The sequence below is a fragment of the Pyrobaculum islandicum DSM 4184 genome, from assembly GCF_000015205.1.
Classification (GTDB): domain Archaea; phylum Thermoproteota; class Thermoprotei; order Thermoproteales; family Thermoproteaceae; genus Pyrobaculum; species Pyrobaculum islandicum.
This window is the reverse complement of the sequence record NC_008701.1, coordinates 117,806-138,970: the sequence shown is the minus strand read 5'-3', so window position 1 is coordinate 138,970 and position 21,165 is coordinate 117,806. Positions and strand designations below refer to the sequence as shown.

The 21,165-nt window shown below is 56.2% G+C and carries 20 protein-coding genes, 1 tRNA gene and 1 pseudogene; 13 read left to right on the top strand and 9 right to left on the bottom strand.

The features are described 5' to 3' along the window. Positions 1-66: 66 nt before the first annotated feature. The 5 genes from PISL_RS10425 to PISL_RS00740 all read left to right on the top strand — a co-directional run bounded on the left by PISL_RS10425 (position 67) and on the right by PISL_RS00740 (position 4,786). Positions 67-225: a hypothetical protein gene (locus tag PISL_RS10425; protein ID WP_167827582.1), complete on the top strand. Its 159-nt coding sequence runs from the start codon at positions 67-69 to the stop codon at positions 223-225. Positions 226-272: 47 nt separating this feature from the next. Next, entirely contained in the window at positions 273-1,160 is an 888-nt protein-coding gene (locus tag PISL_RS00755; RefSeq protein ID WP_011761905.1) for an ATP-binding protein, read from the top strand. A 152-nt stretch (positions 1,161-1,312) separates the two neighbouring features. Continuing rightward, the gene (locus PISL_RS00750; RefSeq protein ID WP_011761904.1) at positions 1,313-2,608 is read left to right on the top strand and encodes a glutamine synthetase family protein; all 1,296 of its coding nucleotides are present in this window, start codon (positions 1,313-1,315) and stop codon (positions 2,606-2,608) included. Next, entirely contained in the window at positions 2,608-3,270 is a 663-nt protein-coding gene (locus PISL_RS00745) for a class II glutamine amidotransferase (RefSeq protein WP_011761903.1), read from the top strand. The genes PISL_RS00750 and PISL_RS00745 overlap by 1 nt, the downstream gene beginning before the upstream one ends. A gap of 130 nt (positions 3,271-3,400) precedes the next feature. Next, positions 3,401-4,786 carry a glutamate synthase-related protein gene (locus PISL_RS00740; protein WP_011761902.1) on the top strand — a complete coding sequence of 462 codons (1,386 nt, stop codon included), beginning with the start codon at positions 3,401-3,403 and terminating at the stop codon, positions 4,784-4,786. On the opposite strand, the gene PISL_RS00735 is transcribed toward PISL_RS00740, so the two are convergent. Together PISL_RS00735 and PISL_RS00730 are read right to left on the bottom strand one after the other, a co-directional pair. Next, entirely contained in the window at positions 4,746-5,870 is a 1,125-nt protein-coding gene (locus PISL_RS00735; protein WP_011761901.1) for a glycosyltransferase family 4 protein, read from the bottom strand. The genes PISL_RS00740 and PISL_RS00735 overlap by 41 nt on opposite strands. Continuing rightward, on the bottom strand, positions 5,867-7,126 hold the full coding sequence (locus PISL_RS00730; protein ID WP_011761900.1) for a hypothetical protein: 1,260 nt from the start codon (positions 7,124-7,126) through the stop codon (positions 5,867-5,869). The genes PISL_RS00735 and PISL_RS00730 overlap by 4 nt, the downstream gene beginning before the upstream one ends. Before the next feature lie 10 nt (positions 7,127-7,136). Here PISL_RS00730 and PISL_RS00725 point away from each other — a divergent pair, with 10 nt between their 5' ends. After that, positions 7,137-7,664, top strand: a complete 528-nt coding sequence (locus PISL_RS00725) for a hypothetical protein (RefSeq protein WP_011761899.1) — start codon at positions 7,137-7,139, stop codon at positions 7,662-7,664. On the opposite strand, the gene PISL_RS00720 is transcribed toward PISL_RS00725, so the two are convergent. From PISL_RS00720 to PISL_RS00710, 3 genes are read right to left on the bottom strand one after another with little or no spacing between them, the layout of a single operon-like run. After that, entirely contained in the window at positions 7,615-8,784 is a 1,170-nt protein-coding gene (locus tag PISL_RS00720) for a glycosyltransferase family 2 protein (protein WP_011761898.1), read from the bottom strand. The genes PISL_RS00725 and PISL_RS00720 overlap by 50 nt on opposite strands. A gap of 14 nt (positions 8,785-8,798) precedes the next feature. Then, positions 8,799-9,902, bottom strand: a complete 1,104-nt coding sequence (locus PISL_RS00715) for a hypothetical protein (protein ID WP_011761897.1) — start codon at positions 9,900-9,902, stop codon at positions 8,799-8,801. Further along, positions 9,899-11,161, bottom strand: coding sequence for a hypothetical protein (locus PISL_RS00710; protein WP_011761896.1), 1,263 nt, complete (start codon positions 11,159-11,161; stop codon positions 9,899-9,901). Before PISL_RS00710 ends, PISL_RS00715 begins: the two co-directional genes overlap by 4 nt. A 312-nt stretch (positions 11,162-11,473) precedes the next feature. On the opposite strand from PISL_RS00710, the gene PISL_RS00705 reads away from it, so the two are divergent. Further along, complete coding sequence (locus PISL_RS00705; RefSeq protein ID WP_011761895.1) at positions 11,474-11,839, top strand: MFS transporter; 366 nt, start codon at positions 11,474-11,476, stop codon at positions 11,837-11,839. On the opposite strand, the gene PISL_RS00700 is transcribed toward PISL_RS00705, so the two are convergent. Then, the gene (locus PISL_RS00700; RefSeq protein WP_245218409.1) at positions 11,822-13,042 is read right to left on the bottom strand and encodes an RNA-guided endonuclease InsQ/TnpB family protein; all 1,221 of its coding nucleotides are present in this window, start codon (positions 13,040-13,042) and stop codon (positions 11,822-11,824) included. The two genes, PISL_RS00705 and PISL_RS00700, sit on opposite strands and share 18 nt — an antisense overlap. Positions 13,043-13,199: 157 nt before the next feature. Next, a complete protein-coding gene (locus PISL_RS10420) occupies positions 13,200-13,349 on the bottom strand; it encodes a TFIIB-type zinc ribbon-containing protein (RefSeq protein WP_167827581.1) in 150 nt (49 codons plus the stop codon). 440 nt (positions 13,350-13,789) lie between these two features. Between PISL_RS10420 and PISL_RS00695 the strand changes: the two genes are divergently transcribed. From PISL_RS00695 to PISL_RS00685, 3 genes are read left to right on the top strand one after another with little or no spacing between them, the layout of a single operon-like run. Beyond that, a complete protein-coding gene (locus tag PISL_RS00695; RefSeq protein ID WP_245218408.1) occupies positions 13,790-14,542 on the top strand; it encodes an MFS transporter in 753 nt (250 codons plus the stop codon). Beyond that, the gene (locus tag PISL_RS00690; RefSeq protein ID WP_011761892.1) at positions 14,539-16,482 is read left to right on the top strand and encodes a hydantoinase/oxoprolinase family protein; all 1,944 of its coding nucleotides are present in this window, start codon (positions 14,539-14,541) and stop codon (positions 16,480-16,482) included. Before PISL_RS00695 ends, PISL_RS00690 begins: the two co-directional genes overlap by 4 nt. After that, positions 16,479-18,032 carry a hydantoinase B/oxoprolinase family protein gene (locus PISL_RS00685; protein ID WP_011761891.1) on the top strand — a complete coding sequence of 518 codons (1,554 nt, stop codon included), beginning with the start codon at positions 16,479-16,481 and terminating at the stop codon, positions 18,030-18,032. Before PISL_RS00690 ends, PISL_RS00685 begins: the two co-directional genes overlap by 4 nt. Here the strand turns inward: PISL_RS00685 and PISL_RS00680 are convergent. Further along, positions 18,029-18,364, bottom strand: a complete 336-nt coding sequence (locus PISL_RS00680; protein WP_011761890.1) for a DsrE family protein — start codon at positions 18,362-18,364, stop codon at positions 18,029-18,031. The two genes, PISL_RS00685 and PISL_RS00680, sit on opposite strands and share 4 nt — an antisense overlap. 246 nt (positions 18,365-18,610) lie before the next feature. Here PISL_RS00680 and PISL_RS11235 point away from each other — a divergent pair. Continuing rightward, positions 18,611-18,823: pseudogene (locus PISL_RS11235) on the top strand (PaREP1 family protein); the annotation flags it as partial. A 129-nt stretch (positions 18,824-18,952) separates the two neighbouring features. Here PISL_RS11235 and PISL_RS00670 read toward each other — a convergent pair. Continuing rightward, a complete protein-coding gene (locus tag PISL_RS00670; protein WP_011761888.1) occupies positions 18,953-19,939 on the bottom strand; it encodes a metal ABC transporter solute-binding protein, Zn/Mn family in 987 nt (328 codons plus the stop codon). 130 nt (positions 19,940-20,069) lie between these two features. Between PISL_RS00670 and PISL_RS00665 the strand changes: the two genes are divergently transcribed. Further along, positions 20,070-20,141: transfer RNA gene (locus tag PISL_RS00665), tRNA-Ala, on the top strand. A gap of 33 nt (positions 20,142-20,174) precedes the next feature. Next, entirely contained in the window at positions 20,175-21,155 is a 981-nt protein-coding gene (locus tag PISL_RS00660) for a sodium:calcium antiporter (protein ID WP_011761887.1), read from the top strand. The last annotated feature ends 10 nt before the right edge of the window (positions 21,156-21,165 follow it).

The following is a 21,165-nucleotide window of genomic DNA, read 5'->3' as shown; positions in this document are numbered from 1 at the left end:
ACTTTTCTCCCCGTGCCGTACATATCTATGGGCCAAACAGAACAATACCTCACGGTGGAGTAGTTCATGGAACTGATTGAAACCCTAAGGCGGGAGGGGATCGCCGCGGTGGTAAACATCGAGAAGAGGGCATTCGCGGAGGGCCGCGTGCCGCTCGGCACCACGCCTGAGGTACCGTGGGTGCCGATGACGACGAGGAGAAAGTCCCTAGGCTGTTGCGCCTAGGGACAGACGGCGCGGTCGTAATTTGTTTATAATCTTTAAAGGTATATGTGTGGGAGGTTGTAGCTATTGCGTTTTTTATATTTCTCCTCCTGTCGCAAGACGGGGTTTTTGTAGGGCTGAGGTGGGGGTTTCCCGTTTTTCTACCTCTTGACAGACATGTGGTTATTCTAGGCCCGACACGTAGCGGCAAGAGCCGCTTGGCGAAGAAGATTGTAAAGAGGTCTGGCCTCCCCGCGCTTATTCTCGACTGGGTTGGGGAGTATGACGTAGGGCTTAGGGTAGATGCTAGACTTCTAAAATACGACTTTAGAAATTTTGATAAGAAACTTCTCACAGAGATAATTGGCCTCTCTCTAAATCTTAACGAACCCTCTATCTACTTTCTCTATAGAGCTATTAGAAACGCCGAGATTAGAAAAATCGGCGACGTACTTGAGGCGTTAGAGAGTTTTCTCGTCACGTCTAGGGCGGAGGTAGAGATGCGCGCCGCCATCGCCAGGAGACTGGAGTATATCGTAGAAGTTCTCGAAAGGGGGAAGATCCCCCTGGATCTCCTACTTAAGCTAAAGAGAACTGTTGTCATTGACCTCTCTAAGCTCCGGCTCTACGAAGAGAAAGTGATGATTTCTCTTTTTGTCCTCGCCCTGCTCTATGATAGAATGCAGAGAGAGGGCGTGTCGCATCGCCCGAGGAAACTGTTGATAGTTGACGAGGCTCAAAACGTCCTCAAGAGGGGGGAGGTGGTACGCCATCTTGTTTTTGAAAGCGCAAAATTTGGCCTACGTGTTATATTAGTGACAAACGAAGTGCCGCCTGACGACGTTTTGATACATTCCTACATTGTGATTACAAAACCGCACGTCATGTATAAATTTCAGCTTAAGAAAAGCGCCGTTGTGATAGATAACCGCGTTATTGAGCTTAAAATCGTCTAGCAAAATCTTAGAATTTTTACAACGTACAACAGGGGCTTATGGTATGGCATACTTTGATCCCCCTGGTTTTTTGGTTTTGTATTCTAAATATTCCGCCGACGTATGTAAATAGCCTATCCGAAAAACATATATTCCCCACATCTCCGCGGTTTATGCAGGTAGAGGGATTAGACATATGGAGGGTGTTAAAAGGCGCAGGCGTTAAATACATCTACTTTGTAATTGTAGACATCTACGGCAGACCGCGTGTCGATATAATGCCAATCGACATGGCTAGAGATGCGTTTATCGACGGCGTTCCCTACGACGGCTCCTCTATCCCCGCCTACAGCACTGTGAACAGAAGCGACTTTGTTGCCGTGGTTGACCCATCTGCCGTATATGTGGAGAGTTGGAACGGCGGGAAGGCCGCCTATGTCTTCACCAACACTCTAGACGGCAATGCGCCATCTCCATTAGATCCACGTAACGTGCTTAAGCAGGCCCTCGAGAGGGCAGAGAAACGCGGCTATCAGTTTAAAATCGGCGTAGAGATAGAGTACTTCATCGTGCGGGGCAACCCGCCGGAGTTACCGGAGAGAGCTGGCTACTTCGACGTACCGCCGGGAGCAACTAGAAAGGTAGTAGAGGAGATTATGGAGAACTTCGCCGCGGCGGGGCTCGGCGAGACTAAGACCCACCACGAAGTTGCGCCCTCCCAGTTCGAGGTAAATATCCCATACGGCAACCCGTTAAAAGTAGCAGACTCAATACTGGTGTTTAAAATTATGGCAAAAGCCATAGCCGCCAAATATGGCTACATCGCCACCTTTATGCCAAAGCCCTTCTGGGGCATGAACGGAAGCGGCGCCCACACCCACATATCTGTGTGGAAAGACGGGAAGAACCTAATGGCCTCGGTGAAAGAGCCAACCCAGGAGCTTAAGTGGGTCGTCGGCGGGATATTAAACAACGCCATATCTATATCCGCGATCGTGGCGCCAACCGTTAATTCTTACAAACGCCTAGTGCCACACCACGAGGCGCCTACCCGCGTCGTGTGGGGCCTCGGCAACCGTTCAGCCATGGTGCGCGTGCCGTACTACGGCGGGAAGATAAACAGGATTGAGTACAGACACCCAGACCCCTCCATGAACCCATATCTAGCCTTCGCCGCCATGGTGTTGGCAGGACTAGAAGGCCTAGAGAACAAGATAGAGCCGCCGCCCCCCGTCCAAGAGGTGGCTTATGACCTACAGGGCGTCAGAGAGACGCCGCCTAACCTCGGCGCCGCGCTGAAATACATGGAGGAGGGCAAAATTGCGAGAGAACTACCAAGCGAGATCGTAAAGGCCTACCTCGGTGTGAAGCAAGCAGAGTGGCAGAGCTACGTCCAACAATACCAGTGGGAGAAGACTTGGAACACCATCACGCCTTGGGAGTACGAGCAGTATCTAACCACTGTTTAATGTGTAGAATTCTTTTTTCCCTTGGAAAACCCCCCAGAGACATCCTCCTCGATTTTGTCCAAGTCTCCAGGAGAGACCGAACCATGGGCTGGAGCCACGGGTCGGGCTGGGGCGCGCTCTGGACACGCCCAGGGTCCTACGGACTATATAAATCCATTAGGCCGATATGGGAAGACTATGTAGAGCCCCCAGACGGATATATACTGTATATACTACACAGCAGGTTGGCATCGGTAGGTGAGCCGACGTTAGAGAACACCCACCCCATCGTGAGGGGGAGATACGCCATAGCTCACAATGGCACTATAGACAGAGAGCGGTACAAAGCCGCCCTTAGAGAAGAAGGAGTTGAAGTGGGAGAGCTAGACGGCTCCACAGACAGCGAGCTTTTACTCAAGGCAATAATAGCGTTGGGCGGAGACGAGACCGCAGTGAGGAAAGCCGCAAAGTTAGCAAAGCCCTACCTAGACCCCCAGGAGCCCGTCCTGAACTTTGTCTTTGTAGACCTCGCAGGCTTAGCCATCTTCTATACCTACAGAGGGAGCGAACACCCCCACTTTGTGCCTGTGGAGAAAGACGGCATAATCGCCTCGGAGCCCCTAGGCCAACGCGAAGGCTGGAAGCCTCTAGAAAACGGGAAAACAGTAGTGGTAAAATTCTAGCCTAAAGACCGGCTTTTCAAGACAATGTCCCGCCACGCCCGGCGTATCTAGATAACAAATACCTCTATGTCCCCGGCCTGTCTGTATTTTGTGCACGTATTATAGAAAAATAGTGGCCGCGCCGCCGCATATGCTTCTACTTGCCAAACTCATCCTTAGGCTTAGGGGACTCTACTTTGGGATAAGGGGCTTCAGAGAGTTTTTCAAAGACTACCCAGTGGACGAGATAGCCTACCGGGCGCTCAGAGGCAAAGAGGCCGTATACCCCTTTGGACTCCTCGCCTCATATGGAAGCGCTGTACTCGGCGCTGGGGTACACAGGCGGGGATGCCCCCGCTTCTACACTCTCGACGACATCTTGCTGATGCCTCCCGCCTTCACCCCCCTCAGGCTGAAGAAAGCCGCCGAGTTGCTCCGGGAGCCCACCTTCGCCGACGTCAACACCGAGACTTTGGTGGGGGGCTTCCCAGCGTCGATGCCCGTGGTGGTGGGGTCCATGGGCTCTACAGATGTGGCCAGTAAAACCGCCATCGCTATAGCGAAGGCGGCCGCCAAGGCGGGCATCCCCCTCGGCATCGGGGAAAACGTGGCCACGGTGAGGGGGTACTCTAGGAGGATCACGCGGGGCCACCCCTCTTTCAAGGAGCGGCTCCTAGCCTATTTGACCAACATGGGAAAACACGGCGGGGTGTTTATCCAAGAGAGCGTGGAGGACGCCTACGACGAGCTGTGGAACAGAGTCTACAGCGATAAGGATCTGGAGCAGTACGTGGAGGAGGGTAGGATCGGCTTCGAGATAAAGGTGGGGCAGGGGGCCAAGCCCGGCCTCGGCGGCGTCATCAAGATCCCCAAGGAGCAGGCTGAGAAGCTGAGGCGGAAATATCTAATAGATTACGACGGTGGGAAGTACGCCACGCGCTACTCCGTCCCGGGCACATTCACAAGGGAGATACTGACGGGCGCCATAAGGTTTATGAAGACGGCGTATCCAAAGGCAAAGATCTGGATCAAGCTAGGGCCCTTTAGAGACGCCGCCGAGGTGATAGAGGTGGCGAGCAGAGAGGGGGCAGACGCCGTGGTTATAGACGGGAAGGAGGGCGGCACGGGGATGGCCCCCACCGTCGCCCTAAAGGACCTGGGCTACCCCACGGTGGTCGGGCTGAAGTACATAAAAGCGGCTAGAGAGGCGGGGGTGAAGACCTCCCTCCTCATCGCCGGCCGGCTCTACAACGGCGGACACGTGGTCAAGGCGGTTGCCCTCGGCGCAACGGCGGTCTACATGGCAAGACCCTTCTTAATAGCGGCGTTGACAAAGGGAGAGGAGGGCGTGTCGAAGTACATAGAGTCGCTAAAGTTAGAAATACAGATGGCCGTCTCTGCCCTCGGCAAATACGACGTCAGAGACCTAGCCCCCGAGGACGTAGCCGCCGCAACTAAAGAGCTGGCCGAGATGTTATCAATCCCATATATATACGCTAGCCCTCCAAAACCTTTAGAAGCCGTTCAGCAAGCCTAACCCCGTCAAACTTCCTAAGGGCGTATTCCCTATTTCTAACCCCCAGCTCCGCCACGTCTACTCCTAAAGCCCACTCCAAAGCCTCCGCCAGTGCCTCTACGTCGCCCGGCGGGACGAGCCTAGCCCCAGGGGCGCCCCCCACCACCTCGGGAAGACCTCCGACGTCTGAAGCCACGACTATGCGTCCCCTCACCAAGCCCTCAAGAGCGGCATAGCCAAAGGGCTCCCACCAGAGGGAGGGGACGGCCACCACAGACACCGCCTTATGCACCTCTTCCAGCTCCCCCGGCGTTAGGTCGCCGAGCACCACTACGCCAGGAGGACGGTTCCTCAAGGCGGAGGCCCGCGTCATATACAGTCTTGCCCTACCGCCAAGGCGCGCCCATGCGCGTAACAGCACATAGACCCCCTTCCAAGGGCTTAGCCCCCCGAAGTAGCCCACTGCCCTCCCGCCGGGCGGGAGGTGCGGTAGAGGAGGCGCCGGGTTGTACACCACGTGGCTCTTAGGCATGTCGCCGAAGTGCTCGGCGAAGAGTCTACGTTGCGCCTCAGATACAAACACCAACGCGTCTGTTGACCTCACAGCCTTTGTGAACAATGGGCTGGACAAACCGTTTAAAACCTGCGAGGCCACAGCCCTCCAGAAGGGGCGTCCTAACGATCTCTCCTGGAGGTATATACAGCCCCAGCACCTTCTCATCTCCGGGCGGCAGACGGAGCCGGCCGGCGTGTTGAAAAGCGTCCCCACGGGACATGCTGGATCGTAGCTATGTATATGGACAACTGTCCTCTTTCCCATCCTTTTTGCCAGAGGCACCAGCTCCCAGTAGGCCGAGGCGAAGTAGGCCACGTCACACCACTCCAATGCCCTTCTCGCCCCCAGCGGTGGGGCGTGGAACTTCCTTGTCCCGGCGCCCCCCAACTCCACCACCTCAAGCCCCTCCCACCTCGCGCCTCCCCGTCTCACGTAGACCCTAATCTTGACGCCCAACTTGGTGAGCAACCTCGCGTAGAGGTACGTAGCGAGCTCCGCGCCGCCCTCCCCCAACGGCCAGAGAGACTCGGAGAATATGGCGACTTTCACCTCTTGTAGAGGGTGGTGTTGCCCCAACTGGCTATCTTCACGCCTGGCGGCGGGCCCACCTCGCGTATACACGGCATGTACCACTGGCGGGGGTCGGGAGGCGTATAGACGTAGAAATCGGCTTGCGTCCACCGGCAAGCCGTCAAGTACACCTTGATGTCTGGTCTGTATGCGTAGGCCAAGGGGAGGAGCCATGGGTCTAGGCTCCACTGCACCTCAACGGTCGAGTTGCTCGGGAGCGTCTCTAGCACGGCGTGATAGGCGTCGAGCTGACTCGGCGTGATCCTATCCACAAGCTGATAGAGCCCCGGCACAGCGCCGAGAGCCCACGCCCAGCCCCCCGCGGCCGGGAGGGCGGAATACGCCGCTACAGCGAGGCCCGCCCACCCAGAAGCAACCGCCGAAGCCGGTAATAGAAGCGCCGCTATTCTGTATAGTCTCTCTCCGTAGGCGGAGCTCGCCGCCCCTATGACGAGCAACAGGAGGGAGGCGATGGCTAAGGGAGCCACAGCCCTCTTCCTAAGCCCCAGGATGGCAAGCGGTATTAGGATGGCGGGAGAGGGGCCGTAGAAGGCGTAGACCAAACCCCACGCGGGGTCCCAGGGCATCGGCGGCACAGAGGCCGCCTGCCCCGCCAGTTCTAGGACGGAGAGGGCCTTATGCCAGAGGAACACTGCCACAAGGGCTATGTAGATCATGAGCGCCAGCCGGGCCCTCCTCCCGCCGTAAATGGCGTACATCACCAAGAGAAGCCCGCCGTAAGCAACGCCGAGATAATTTGTGAATATAGACGGCGCTAGGGCGGCGACGGCGGCGGCCGGCCGCCCCCTGGCGTAGAGGTAGAGCGACAGTGGGACGAACACCAGGAGGACTGTCTTATCTGCTATCTGGCCGTCGATAAGCCCTGCTAGAGTTCTCACAGACGCCGTCACGAGGTAGAACGAGGCGAGGAAAGGCGCCGGAATTCCAACAGCTCTAAAGTAGAGTCCATACAGCGCCACCCCCAAGACGGCTAGTGCAGCGGCGTACACGGCGAAGGCCCTCCCCAGCGCCAGGGGGTCCCCCCAGAGGAGGCCCAGGAGGTGGGGAATGCCGGGGTACTCCCCGGGGCTTGTGAAGAGGGAGACGAGCTCACTCCTAAGCAGAAGGGCGAAGTAGACGTGTATAGGGTAGTCGTCCCCCCGGGGGAGCCACGACGCGTTAAGCCATAGCTGTTGGAGGTAGAAATATAAGTAAGGAATATATAGGAGAAGCATTATATAGCCAATGCGAGGCCACTTAATCACCGCCGTCACGGCAGTCGCCTTCACTGCGACCGCCCTGATTGTGGTCCTAGCCCCTCCCATAGACCTACTGGAGCGGCTGAGGGCCGGCATCTATACTGCCTACTTCCCCTGGGGCTTTGTGGCAGCAGATGGGAGCCACGCCTATGGCGTAGTCCATGGCTACAAATTCGCAGTAAACCTCTGGCGAGTAGTCGTATGCGACCCGGGGGGCCGTTGCACTTCACAAGAGATCAACGCCATATCGCTCTACCTCAAGCTTAAAGCTGAGGGGAGACTTAACATAGAGGATCTCGGCGGGGGGTGCTACAGAGTCGTCCTCAGGCCTACACAGCTCGCCAGTAGAACCCTCGCCTTCGAGGGGAAGCTTTGTCTCGCCCCCGACGGATCGCCGAGAGAGGTGTCTGGAGTTCTTCAGATAGACGGCCGCCCCCTTGACATATCCGGCTCGCCCCAGCGCGTTATCCATGACTTCCCAATGTCTGACTTTCTCGCTGTTCACGGCGGCTGACCACCGCGGCGTCTATAAGCAGAGCAACGACGGCGCCCGCCAGGGCGTAGTAGGCCCACTCAGCCAGCTTATTTGCAGTCGTGGTGTCTCCAACCCCGAGGTAATAGGCTGCTGTTGCCAAAAGCGCCATGAAGGATAGAACAAGCCCCCTGCCCACGTGGAGAAGCGGCGTCTCTGTCTCGCCCCCCTCCGACTTAGCTAAGGCCGGCGTCGCCAGCGGCGTAGGCTCGGGCAAGGGCGGGAGACAGTCCGTGGGGAGGCGCAGATCTCTCCTCCTCACGGCGGCTTGAAGTCTCAACACGGCTGTGGCTAGGGGGAGCAATGCAATAGACAGAGCGCCAAGCATTATGAGGATTAGAGAGAAGAGACCCAACATGTAGTGGGGAACTCCCTGGTAGAAGAACCTATATGCCACCCACGACCCCAGGGCAACTCCAGGTACGAGAAGAAACGAGCCGAGGAGGGAGAGGGACAGGGTGGGGTTTAGTCGGTAGGCAAGCGAGAGGGATTTTAGCGCGATGGAAAGCCCGTGCCAAGGCTTGAGCTTCTTCTTACCAACCCTCCTCCTGTACCCAATCTCCACTTCGGCCACTCTGGCGCCATTTGCAAGCGCCTTCGCCAAGAGGTCCACCTCTAGATCGAAGCCTCTGGCCTCAAGAGCGGCATCTCTAAGTACCTCTGTCCTGGCGGCGTACATGCCGGTGAGAGGATCTCTTATGTCTACGCCGAAGAGAAGCCGGAATAGCCAGCCCAAGGCCTTGTTTCCCAGCCTATATATCAGGGGCATCTCTCCACGTCTCGCGCCGAGGACGACGTCGTAATGGCGGAGGAGGGGCAACAGCTTTTTGAGGTCCTCCGCCGGGTAGGTATAGTCGGCGTCTAGAAAAGCGACATAGGGAGTGTCGACGTACATAAGGGCCGTCCTCACCGCCATCCCCTTACCCCTCCCCATCTGGCTGATGACTCTAACGCCGAGTCTCTTCGCCACCTCGACGCTACCGTCTGTGGAGCCTCCGTCTACCACTAAGATATTGTTAAAGCCAGCCGCCCTAAGCTCCTCCACTACCTTTGGGAGCGCTTCAGCTTCGTTTAAAACTGGAAGTACAACAGTTATACACACAAGAGGCCGAAAACTTAGTCTTTTAAGTATATAAGCCTATATGCAGACTCCACAGGGCCCTCCACTGGACAGCCACAAGCAAAAGACTGGGCATACCTCACAGCCCAGCCCCAGTCTAGGCCAAAGAAATATACCTGCATAAGATACGGCACGAAGGCGAGGAGTGCGAAAGCCCACAGAGGCCTCGGCCTGGAGAAGGGGAGTACTACGGCGAAGTGCCTATATACAAACCCGGCGTATTCTTGAGGCGCTCTCGCAGTGAGTAGAGCCCCCAAAATCCCTACTAAAGCCACGACACCTGCTCTCCCCGCGGAGACTGCGGCCGCCAGAACAACGGCGAGCTCCACCGCCAGTTTTATGTACCAAAACCACTCCGCCCTAAAAGCCACCTTTTCCAGAACCGAGAGGAGGTCTGTCCCCGGTATGCGCCAGAGGAGCGAGATGAGAACCCAAGACTGGGGGGTCAGCAATGCCAAAGGCGCCAGTAGGAGCACCCAAGGCGTGCCATACAACGCCACGAAGAGCAGAGCCACCGCCCCGCCGTAGATGTGAAAGCCGGCGGCAAACGCCACAGAGACAAGCGCCCACTCCCAGCGTCTCAGTCGCGCGAAATATGCCGCAATCCACGCCAGCGGCATCGCCATGGCAAAATGTCCAAACACTAGCGGCTCAGGCGCCAAGAGAGGCCAGAAGACAGCCCCACGTCCCCACACCTCGGCCAACGCCCTTGAGGCTAGGGCAGCAGCGCCGACGACGAAGAGCGTTCCCTCCAGCGCGAGTTCAAGCGGCGGCATATGAGGGAGGTAGGTAAGCGGGGCGTAGGTCCTCCACTCTGGCGAAACTTGCGCCGCGTACCACAGAGCCTCGTAGTACGGGATGGGGCGGCTTGCCAGATGCGGCAGAAGGAGAAATTTGCCAAAAGCCGTCGCAAGGGCGTAGAGAGTAAGTTTGTCAAGCCGCAGGCCGCGCGCCGCGGCGATAACAACAAGCGCTCCGACGACCCCCAGAGGGGGGCTCAAGCCGTACAAAACATAGAGGATATAGGTTGCAAGCACTCCGTAGGCCGCCCCCCACCTCCCCCCAGCCGCGAGACCGCCCAGAAGGGCAAAAAATATCACGGACTTCTAGACAGTACGATTTTCGCCAGGCGGATGTAATCTTTGACATTAAACACCCCCAGGACGTGTAATACAGATGCCGCCCCCGCTGCCGCCAAAAGACCGCCTAATACGCCAGATATATAGGCGACAGGCGTAAAAACAACTGTGAGGCCAAGGCCTATCAATAGCGGTGCCTGCGGCACAGCCCTAAGCGAGATTAAAAACGGCGGTATAAACCCTACGGCTAGGGCAACGCCCGGGGGCAGAAGGGCGGAGGACACAGCTACAGAAGCCGAACCGACAACGCCAAGTATAGCTAAGTCAAGCCACCTCTTCTCTACATTGTATATAGCTGACGCCATAGAAATAGCAGACAATTCTACCACCGCCGGCATTGCAGCTGCAAGCGAAGGCGCATCCTCCACATACTCCCTCCCCAGTAGAGACATCAACACATACGACGCACCGGCCGCCGCAATAGCCAGCGGAACGTTAATACCAACGGCGATGCGAACCCCCCTCTCGGCCAGCGACGTGCCGCCCTCCACCATCACAGGAACGCTAGCTTGGGCCAGAGCGCCGGCGACTGAAGAAGCGGCGAGGACAGCCATGGCAAGGAGATACAAAACGCCGGCCTGTCCTGTGTTCCCCAACGCCCCAGCTATAACAACGCCAAGTGACACGGCGAAACTCACTGAGAAATTCACAGCGTAGTTACTAAGGCCGGCCGCGAGAAAGTCCCCCCAGCCCCCCGGCTTAGATAAGCCAACTCGCCTTGCTGCATAAACTCCTGCGACTGCCGCAGAAGCTATCGAAGCTACTGTAAAAGCAAAAAGCGGGGCGGCGAAAAAGGGCAGGGCTAGTTTTAACACAGCCCCTGTCAATGCCGAATAGAAATAGCCGGCGGAAAATCCAGAAGCTATGAGAGCTCCCGCAGATGCGGCGAAGAAAAGAGAAGATGCAAGAAGGAGAGGAGCCCAGTCAAAGCCCAGCGCCGCCAGCGCTGCGCCTCCCGCCAGCGAGAGGAGAGCAGCTGCCGTGTAGGCAGTGGCCAGCGCCGACCCGCCTCTATCAGACACAAACCTAAGCGTGTAACTCTGAAGCCCGATATTTAAAAGCGCAGAAGCCACATTAGCCGCCGCCACCTCATACGCCGCCGCCCCCAAGCCCGCCCTCCCGCCCAGCCTAGCCGCCAAGCTCCAAAACACAAGACCAGACACTGTCGTAACGACTGTAGCCGCCGTAATCCAAGCGGCGCTTTTTACAGCTCTCTCCACGCCTAGGCTAAACCCCCCATATAAATAAAATCATGCCGGCCATAACAGTCAGCAACTTTACCAATAGTTGACCCCTAACGTAGGCACAAAGTAAGAGACCATATTTTGTATTTTGCGCCGCTGGAAAAGCATCATAAACACACTAGTAAAGCAAAACCACTATTCCAAAGCTATTCTAGATATCGTATTGATAGATTTTTGAAATCTTTTTGCAGTACAATAAGTATTACCTATAGATAAATTAAATGCCCACTATAGTGACTATGGTATCTATATAGTGGTAGTACTTAAAAATAAGTAAAATCTCATGTCATGGCAAGTAGAAGTATCGGACCCGGTCTCATAATAGGCGTAGCCTCAGGAACAGTGTTAGAATGGTATGACGCCTTTCTTTTCGCCGTAGCTGCGACATATGTAGGCGCTGCTTTCTTCCCCTCTAAAGACCCTATAGTGCAACTTGCTAATGTATTTCTAACGTTTGCGCTTGGATTTTTCGCACGCCCTCTGGGTGCTTTGTTTTTTGGGTGGGTCGGCGATCGTTTTGGCAGAAGAACGGCCATCTTTTGGACTTTACTAACGGCAGGTCTAGCCACAGCTCTCATAGGCCTAGTCCCATCATATAAGGAGTGGGGGGTAGCTGTGGCAAATACCGCGCTGTCCCTAGGCTATTGCGCCTAGGGACTTTCTCCTCGCCCACGCCGTCATGGGTATCCAAGATACCTCGGGCGTGGGGTCATTGGGCATGGGGCCGGGCGGCACGCGGCCCTCCTCGAGTGCCCTCCTTTCGATGTTTATGACGGCGGCGACGTCCCTCCCCCCTTCCCACCCGCAGTGGGGGCAGAGGAGGAGCCTCGGGGCAGGGCCCCTCACCAACCTCCCCCCACACCGCGGGCAGGTGGAGGAGGTACCCCTCGGGTCGACCTTTATCACCGGGATGCCGTGTTCCCTTGCCTTTTGTATAATTTCTCTTAACATACTTCTAAATCCAGCTTTGTAGATTCTATCTCTGAGCTTTGGATCATCTACATTTTTGATCATGTTTTTTGGCACTTCCCTTGGCAGATTTTCGACGGCTATTGCGGCGCCTAATCTCTCCGCCTCTCTGACTACGAAATTGGCTACCTTTCTGCGGATGTCGTTCTTTTTGTTCAGTTCGTTTTTCTTCAGCGCCCGGCTCACGTACCTATTTCCTTTCAGAGACTGCATGACCTCTCTCCTGCTGTTGTAGCCGAGCGTTATGTCCCTGATCCCAGTCTCAAGGATGTACACCCTGCCGCCGGCCTTCACAGCCACGTTGTTCTCGTTTAGGTCGACGGAGACAACGCCCTTCGCCGGCTTCTCCTCCACAACCTTCTCAAAGACGAAGTAGACGTAGGCGATGCGCCTCTTCTCGTCCAGCTTTAGCCTCGGCTGTGTCTTCAGTCTCCACCCCTCGTTGATGTGGCGCCAGAACTGCCTGGTGGGCCAAAGCGGAATCGTGACCCACCCCCTGTGCGTCGACACCCTTACCGCCGTGAAGCCCTCGCGGATCCAGAGGTGGTCGTCAAGCCAAATGCTGATCCTTCGTATCTCTGGCTTTTCCGTCTTCGCCTTTCCCTCCCGCTTCAGCGCCATAAAGCTCTTTACGCGGGCGGCCGCGTCCTGCGCCGCCGTGTAGACGTAGTGGGATGGGAGGTCGGGGTGCCTTCTGCGCAGTTCTTCATACAGGGCCTTGCGGAGCGAGATCTGTCCCGTCACGCCGTGTTTAAAGCCGTAGTCGACGAGGTGGACGACCAGCTCCCTATACTTCTCCACAAGCTCCTTCAGCGTATTGAACTTCCTCCAACTCAGCCGCGGGCTGGGGACGGCGACGGTGTGTGTTACAACATACACCTTCTTCACGTCTTTCCTCTCTGCACTGTTCTTCTTGCGTCTCCGGCTACGCTTCTTCCGTCCGCTCCCCTCTTCTATACTGTCTGTCTTCCATAATAAGATATGGTTCGCCGCACTGCGTTTTTCAGGAAAACTCCTGTTCGAGTAGAACTTTACCACGTCGCTGTCAACTTCGTCTGTCTGCCCCCCTTAAGAGGGCAGCAACGCGGCGGCGTAACTCTGGGCGGCGCCACCCCACAACCGTGCCGCACTCTCTACACACATACTCGCCGCTCTGCAACACTATTTTGCCAGAGCTACAGTACGGACAAATCATAAGCCGTTGCAATCCTCTACCTTTTTAAACAACACCTTATAACAAGATATATGGAGGGGGAGTTCTCCAAAAGTTTGAACTTCAGTCCGCGTCACGCTTTACCTAATGGAGACCGGCTACATAATCCCACAGCCTTACCCCGCAAATCCGCGTCTCACAAGCCAGGCAAGTGAAACACATATAGACTCCACGTACAACGTACAAACGGGAGGATATAGACCCCGTTGAAAAATATGCAACACGTCAGGCGCAGTCAGTAAAAAGTGTGTAAAATCTTCAACTACCAGTTTGGATAACCTCCTTTAATTACCGACAGTAACAATCACGAGACTCAAGCCTAAGCCACTTCGGAGACGCCCCCGCCGAGATACCTGCCCATAACCCCGTCGGAAGCGGCGTAAAGCGGGGTGCCCCTAGGTCTCCTCCTGGCGGCAGGCGTAATGTTGATATTAACTTACGTGCTTGGAGACGCCGCAGTCTCGGCGTGGGGTTGGAGAGTTGCGTTTCTCCTATCTCTGGTGTTAGTAGTTATAGGCTTGTTCTTCAGGTTTAAATTTGGCGAAACACTAGAATATATAGAGGCTAGAAAAACCGTTATGCAAATTGAAAATCCTGTGGCGGCGGTGTTTACAAAATACTGGAAGGAGTTATTGGTCGGTATCCTACTCGCCGGCGCAGCTGGGGCAGTATTTTACTACGGGAACACCTTCCTTCCCAATATAGCAAGCGCGCTTAAGCTCGTTGACGCTCCGACGAGGTTTTTAGCAATTGTACTATTCGCAGTTTTTGACCTACTGGGAATAATAGCCAGCGGCTTTGTTGCAGAAAAAGTGGGAAACGTAGTGCCTATTACCCTGGGAATCATTTTATTTATCATCGGAGCGCTACTTATAAACCAAGCTCTTTCCAACGTGCCTATGTTTTTTGCTGTGGCAATACTCACCGGTCTCGCCCATGGGATAGTGTATACACCAGAAGCCGCCTTCTTAGCCGAGCTCTTTCCCACTCTAGTTAGAACCACCGACGTCTCCTCTGCTTATCAAATTGGCAACACAGTATTTGCAGGGACAGCGCCATATGTGATGACTGTAATCATGGGCGTCGATAGACTTCTAGCTGGTGTCTACCTAGCCATATTGGCAACTCTAGGCCTCGTAGGAGTTTTAACATACGCCCTCCGTGTAAAGAAATGAAAATAGTCGCTGTGGACGTCGGAGGGACCTTTACAGACTTCGTCGCAGTAGACGAGAGAGGAGACATAATCACTTTGAAAATACTCTCCACCCCCAGAGAGCCAGAGAAGGCCGTGATTATGGGGCTCTCGCAGATGGGCTTCAACGAAGTTCTACACGCATCTACCATTGGTACAAACGCCCTCCTTGGCCAAGTGGGGCTTGAGCTTCCCAAGGTGGCGCTGTTTACTACGAGGGGCTTCCGCGACGTCATAGAGATAGGGCGGCAGAACAGGCCTAGGCTGTACGACCTCTACTTTGCCAAGCCACGTCAGCTTGTGCCGAGAGAGCTTAGATTTGAAGTCGACGAGAGAACACTTGCAGACGGCACAATAGAGAAGGCTGTAAACCCCGCAGAGGTAGAGACGCTGGCTGCCAGGGCTAAGGCCATGGGCGCCGTGAGCGCCGCAGTGGCCTTCCTCCACTCCTACGTAAACCCCAGCAACGAGAAGGCCGCCAAGGAGGTGCTCCAGAGGTGGTTTAGCTACGTCACTGCGTCATATGAGGTGGCGCACGAGCCTAGGGAGTACGAGCGCTTCTCCACTGCGGTGGTAAATGCAGCGTTAATGCCGCTGGTAAGCCGCTACCTGTCGCGTCTGAGGGAGTTCGTAGAGGGTAGGGGCGGGGCGCTCTACGTTATGTCTAGCTCCGGCGGGCTTGTAACGGTAGAGGAAGCCGCCAGAAGGCCTGTACAGCTTGTCGAATCGGGCCCCGCGGCTGGGGTCGTCGCCGCGGCTGAGCTGGCCAAGCTGGCGGGCGAGGCCAGAGTCATTTCCTTCGACATGGGAGGAACGACGGCGAAGGCCGGCACGGTGGTGGACTTCCAGCCCTCTATAACTACAGAGTATGAGGTGGGCGGGGAGAGCCACAGAGGGAGGCTTGTCAAAGGCTCGGGCTACCCTGTGAGGTTCCCCTTTGTAGACCTCGCTGAAGTTTCCGCAGGCGGGGGGACGATCATTTGGAGAGACGCGGGAGGCGCCCTCAGGGTGGGGCCCATAAGCGCCGGGGCGGACCCAGGGCCCGTCTCTTATGGCAGGGGAGGCACCCAGCCCACGGTCACAGATGCAAACCTAGCCCTTGGCAGAATTCCGGAGGTGTTGGCCGGGGGCGCGCTGAAGCTTAATACAAAAGCCGCCGTAGAGGCGTTAGGCAAACTGGGCGACCCCGTCGACGTAGCTGCAGACGCAATAAAACTGGTAAATGTAGAGATGGCGAGAGCCATAAGGCTAGTCACGGTGGAGCGAGGTCTAAACCCGGAAGACTTTGTGCTCATGGCCTTTGGCGGGGCGGGGCCACAACACGCAGCTGAGCTTGCCGAGGAGGTCGGCATAAGTCGCGTGGTGGTGCCCCCTCTGCCTGGGGTGTTCACCTCTCTTGGCATGCTCATGGCGGACTTTAGATTCGAGGCTAGGATGGCCTACCCCAGAGACCTAGAGGGCGGGTTTAGACGGCTGGAGGAGGAGCTGGCCAGATACAGCCCTGACTATTACGTGAGATATGCCGACGTTAGATATGTGGGGCAGGGTTGGGAGCTCACGATCCCACTAGGCCAAGATCTCACGCCCGAGGCCGTCAGACGGGCCTTCGAGGAGAAACACAAGGCGACTTACGGATTTGTGTTAGACAAGCCGATAGAGGTTGTGACAATACGCGTGTTCGCCATCGTGAAGAGACAAAAGCCGAAGCTCCCACAGCCGCCGGAGAGGGGGAGTCCAGCGCCGTGGGAAAAGGAGGCGTATTTCGACGGCTGGACGAAAGCCGCAGTTTACAACAGGGCGGAGCTACCGCTGGGTTACCGGGTGAGAGGCCCCGCGTTAATCGTCGAAGACTATTCCACCACAGTGGTGCCGCCGAGGTGGGAGGCGGAAGTAAAGAGATACGGCCTAGAGCTGAGACTATGAGGTGGGAGATCATATACAAAGCCACTGAGTACATCGCCGAAGAGGCTGGGATCGCGCTGAGGAACTCCGCATTCTCGCCCAACATCAGAGAGCGTATGGACCACAGCGTCGCGGTGGTAGACGCAGAAGGCCGCATCGTGGCGCAGGCCGAGCACATACCGGTCCACCTAGGCTCTTTCCATATCGGAATTATAAACTTACTAAAGGCCTTGGAGGGAGAGGGGCTGGAAGAGGGCGACGCTGTTTTAACCAACGACCCGTACATCGCCGGGACTCATCTCAACGACGTGCTCGTATTGTATCCAGTCTACTGGCGGGAGAGACTCGTCGCCTACATAGCCTCGAAAGCACACTATGTAGATGTAGGAGGGCCCCTCCCTGCGTCGCTTAATCCACGTGCGAAGACTATATACGAAGAGGGGGTCGTCATACCGCCCGTAAAAATACTGAAGAGAGGACAGCTAAATAGAGAGGCCCTATCTTTCATCTTGGAGAACTTCAAAACGCCAGAAGTCGCAAAAGGCGACCTAGAGGCTCAGTTGGCGGCTTCACGCGTCGGCGCGGCTAGAGTGAGGGAGCTATTTGAACGCTACGGCGAGAAGGTGCTAGACGCTTGGAGAGAGGCCGTCGAATACGGGAGGAGGCTGACCCTAGGCGAAATCTCCAAGTGGCCCCGCGGCAGATTCGACGCAGTGGACTACCTAGACTGGAGGGGGGAGCTATTACCCATGAGAGTCACGCTTGAGGTCGGAGATGGCGGAGTGAGGACAGATTTCACAGGCACGGCGAGACAGGTAGACGCCCCCATAAACGCCGTCTTCGGGGTGACCTACTCCGCGGTGTCTTTCGCAGTTAGAGCGGCGTTGGCTGCCGACGTGCCGACAAACCACGGCTTCTATAGCGTTATAAAGGTGGAGGCCCCCTTGGGCACTATAGTTAATCCAGTGAAACCCGCCGCGGTAGGCGCCGGCAACCTAGAGACCAGCCAGAGGGTGGCGGACGCCGTCTTCATGGCCCTCTCCAAGGCCCTCCCAGGGAGGATCCCCGCGGCGGGCTCTGGCACAATGATGAACGTAATGATCGGGGGCGTCTGGAGAGGCAGATACTGGTCTTACTACGAGACAATAGGCGGCGGGACAGGCGGGCGTCCCAACAGCCCCGGCGTCTCCGGCGTCCACGTCAACATGACAAACACTCTAAACACCCCCATAGAAATCGCAGAGAGGACATATCCCATCAAATTCACCGCCTATAGGATACGCGAGGGGAGCGGAGGCTCCGGCAGATACAGAGGTGGAGACGGAATAGTGCGGGCCTTCAAGACGCTGGCGCCGGCCACCCTCTCGATAATAGCTAGCCGCTTCGACACGCGGCCATGGGGGCTAGAGGGCGGCTGCCCCGGAAAACCGGCAAGAGTCGTAGTCAAGAGGAGGAGGGGCGGAGAAGTCGCCATAAGGTCAGACACCGTGGAGCTCGACGAAGGCGACGAAGTCATAATAGAAACGCCAGGCGGAGGGGGCTACGGCTCCGCCGGCCAGCTCTGCGACTAAGGCTTGACGTATATATAGCCCTGCTGGACTAACTCCACGATTTTTACAATACCCGCAGGCACAACCTCTGCCTCAGCCACAAGAGACGTGGGGTCGATCCCCAAGTTCCTAAGCGCGTTGTTACAGACGTAGAACTTGACCCCCCTCCTAGCAAGTGACGCGATTCTACTCCCAAACTGGGACCCCTTGACGAAGTGTCTCACCCCAGGCCCGTTAGCCACCAGAGCCACCTCGCCCTGCCCAACAGCCGCAAGAAAGTTCTCCGCATTAGACAACGCGATAGACATCGGCGCAGGATCGTCGCTATCTACATGAAGCAACAGCTTATACATAACTCCAAAGTTCTAACACCTTATTAAACTTTTCGCCCACAGTAAACGCCGACCGACCAGTACCCAGTCTCCAGACCCACGAGACCAGCTCCTCACTTGCCGAGGGTCAACGCCTTTCTAAGCTCTAGTAGAGCTTCGTCAAACTCGTACGTCCATCCAACACGTAGCTTTAAAACCTCCACTCGCCTATTAGCATAACGACATCTCTCGCTGCCTCATCTCTTGCCAAATACTTCGAATTGCGAAATATACTGTGGCGTCTGCCGAGTTTTAGAAAGGTCTCTGCCGAAGTCCACAAATGAAGATTACGCTACGGCGCGTCTTCTGGAGACCCTTGTCGAGGCTAGGCCGGCTCTTGACTTCCTACGGCGCGGCCTAGTGAGAAACGCGGCGGGGAAGGCCTTTCAGGTGTGGAAGGCGTATATAGCAGCCGTGATAAACATCGAGAGGAGGGCGCTCGCGGAGGGCCGCGTGCCGCCCGGCCCCATGCCCAATGACCCCACGCCAGAGGTATCATGGATACCCATGACGGCGTGGGCGAGGAGAAAGTCCCTAGGCGTAGGGACAGGCGGCAGACGGTGAAAAAACCTATTGTTTTTTCCTCCTGAGGAGGAGTAGAGCTGCGGCAAATAGCACGATGGCTGTGGCGGCTACTGCGATTGGGATGGTCAGTTCTGGGCCAGCGGCTGGGTGCGTCGTCTGGGTAGCCGCCGTGTTCTGTTGTGTTGCTTGTTTGGCTGTGGTTTCGGCGGCTGAGGACATTTGGGCAACCGCCGCTATTTGTCTAACTGTAGCTTCTAGGGTCTGGATGTAGTTTTTGGAGAAGTCTGCCGTGATTATGTGGGGGTTTACTCCGGCTTCCTGGGCTTTCTGTCTAAACTGGTCTACTATACGTAGAGCCTCTCCGCGCACCACGGCGGCTAGGACTGGGGCGCCCTCTTTTGCGTATTGGAGGGCCTTTTGGAGGTCTTGGGGGGTGGGTGGTACACCCGGCTCTTTGATGAGGACGGCTATGTCTCTGTATCCAAGCCAGTGGAGTATATATTGCGCGGCTGGGGTCAGCGCCACGGCTTTTCCACTGAATCTACAGCAGTACGTCGAGTTGAGCTCCCGTAGCTTCTGTAGGAAGGTGGGGTCTGGCTTTAGCCCGGTGGCGTTTGCCACGGCGGCTACCAGCTTGAGGACGTTGGGCGGGTATATGCCGTGGTCGTGGGGGTTCACTGCACCGTTGTCGTACGTTAGATACTGCTGGATTTTTGTGAGGTCTATGACCTTGGCCTTTATCTGGCTGTCTCTAGCCATTTCGGCGATCTTCTGCTCAAAGGGCGCGTGCATGGAGAGGACGACGACGTCGCGTGGAGTAAGGCTTGCGAGCATCTGCAGATCTTCAGCCGTCAGCTGGTACTCATGTGGGTCCGACGCCCCCTTTGTGATGAGGATCACGTCTGCATTTGGAAAAGCCTCGCTGAGCACGACGTTATAGGCGGGGAACGACACCACAATTTTTGGCGTCGTCTGGGCGGCCGCCGCGATGGCCAGCAGGGCGGCCGCAAGGTAGAGAGTTTTCGTCGCCATGGCAGTAGGATCGTGTGGGATATTTAAGCCTTGTGCACGGCATCGGTTTACATCCTCCGTTTTCTTCACGGCTCTGTGCACAGAGAGTGAATCATGGATAAAGTTTTTAAGCTACATGTGTTGCAAAACAGGGCCGGTAGTCTAGCGGAAGGATGCCCGCCTCGCGCGCGGGTGATCCCGGGTTCGAATCCCGGCCGGTCCACTAATTTTAAAAAGCGTCTCTTCTCCAGGCCCTATGGCAGAGGTGTCTCTAGTCCCCTCAATTGGGCCTTTTGGAGTGGTAGTTGGTATTTTACTGACTATCCTCGCTGGTGTGTTAATTGAGCAATTAGTTCACTACATATCTTGGAGATATAGGCGCGCGGCGGTGGGGGTTGCCGCTATCTTCGCCCCCATCATAACCTCAAGCCCAGAGCTGGCCGTCTTTACCGTGGCGCTTCTGCGGGGGCAGATAGAGATCGCTTGGGGGTCTATAGTGGCTCAGCCGTTTATGGCGGCTACTGTGATCTACCCCGTCGTCATTTTGACAAGCATAACGGCGTGGGCTCTAGGGAGGAGGAGGTACAAGCTTCCGCATGTCCACCGCATTGTGGCCGTTCCCCTGCTTGTGTTTACCATTCCCCTCTTGCCCATCTTGTTTCTCCACCCGGAGCGCTACGGCGTCTTCGGCCAGCTGTATGGAGTCTTCCTCCTCGTCCTCTACTTCCTATATGCCAAGTTTATGCTTAGAGAGGAGGAGGTGGAGAAGGCCGGCGTTTCCCTCTGGCTTAGGAACCCGGCGGTGCAGACTGCGGCGGCTCTTTTGGCAATGGCGTTTGGCGCCGAGTGGCTCGTAGGCGGGATCAAGGATCTGGGGGCGGCCGCCGGACTTGACAAGCTCGCCCTCTCCATAATCCTCGTCCCCATAGCCACAGTGATTCCCGAGTCTATCGTGGGGCTTATCTTCATAGCTAAGGGGAAGGACGATGAGGGGGTCAGCGTTATTGTTGGGGAGAAAGCGCTCTACAGCACCTTCTACCCCGGTCTCGCCATGGCTCTTGGGGTCTATACCCTTGAGGAGGCGGCGGCGACAGCTCTCATCTTGGCGGTTTTGGTGTCTATTTTTGAGGTGGTGGCTATTTGGTTCGGCTACTTCGGCCTCACAGCTCCCATAGGGCTTGCTGGCTACCTCTATTACGTCCTGTGTTATACGCTTCATCAGAGCTGTCCGCTTTAGATGATTTAAC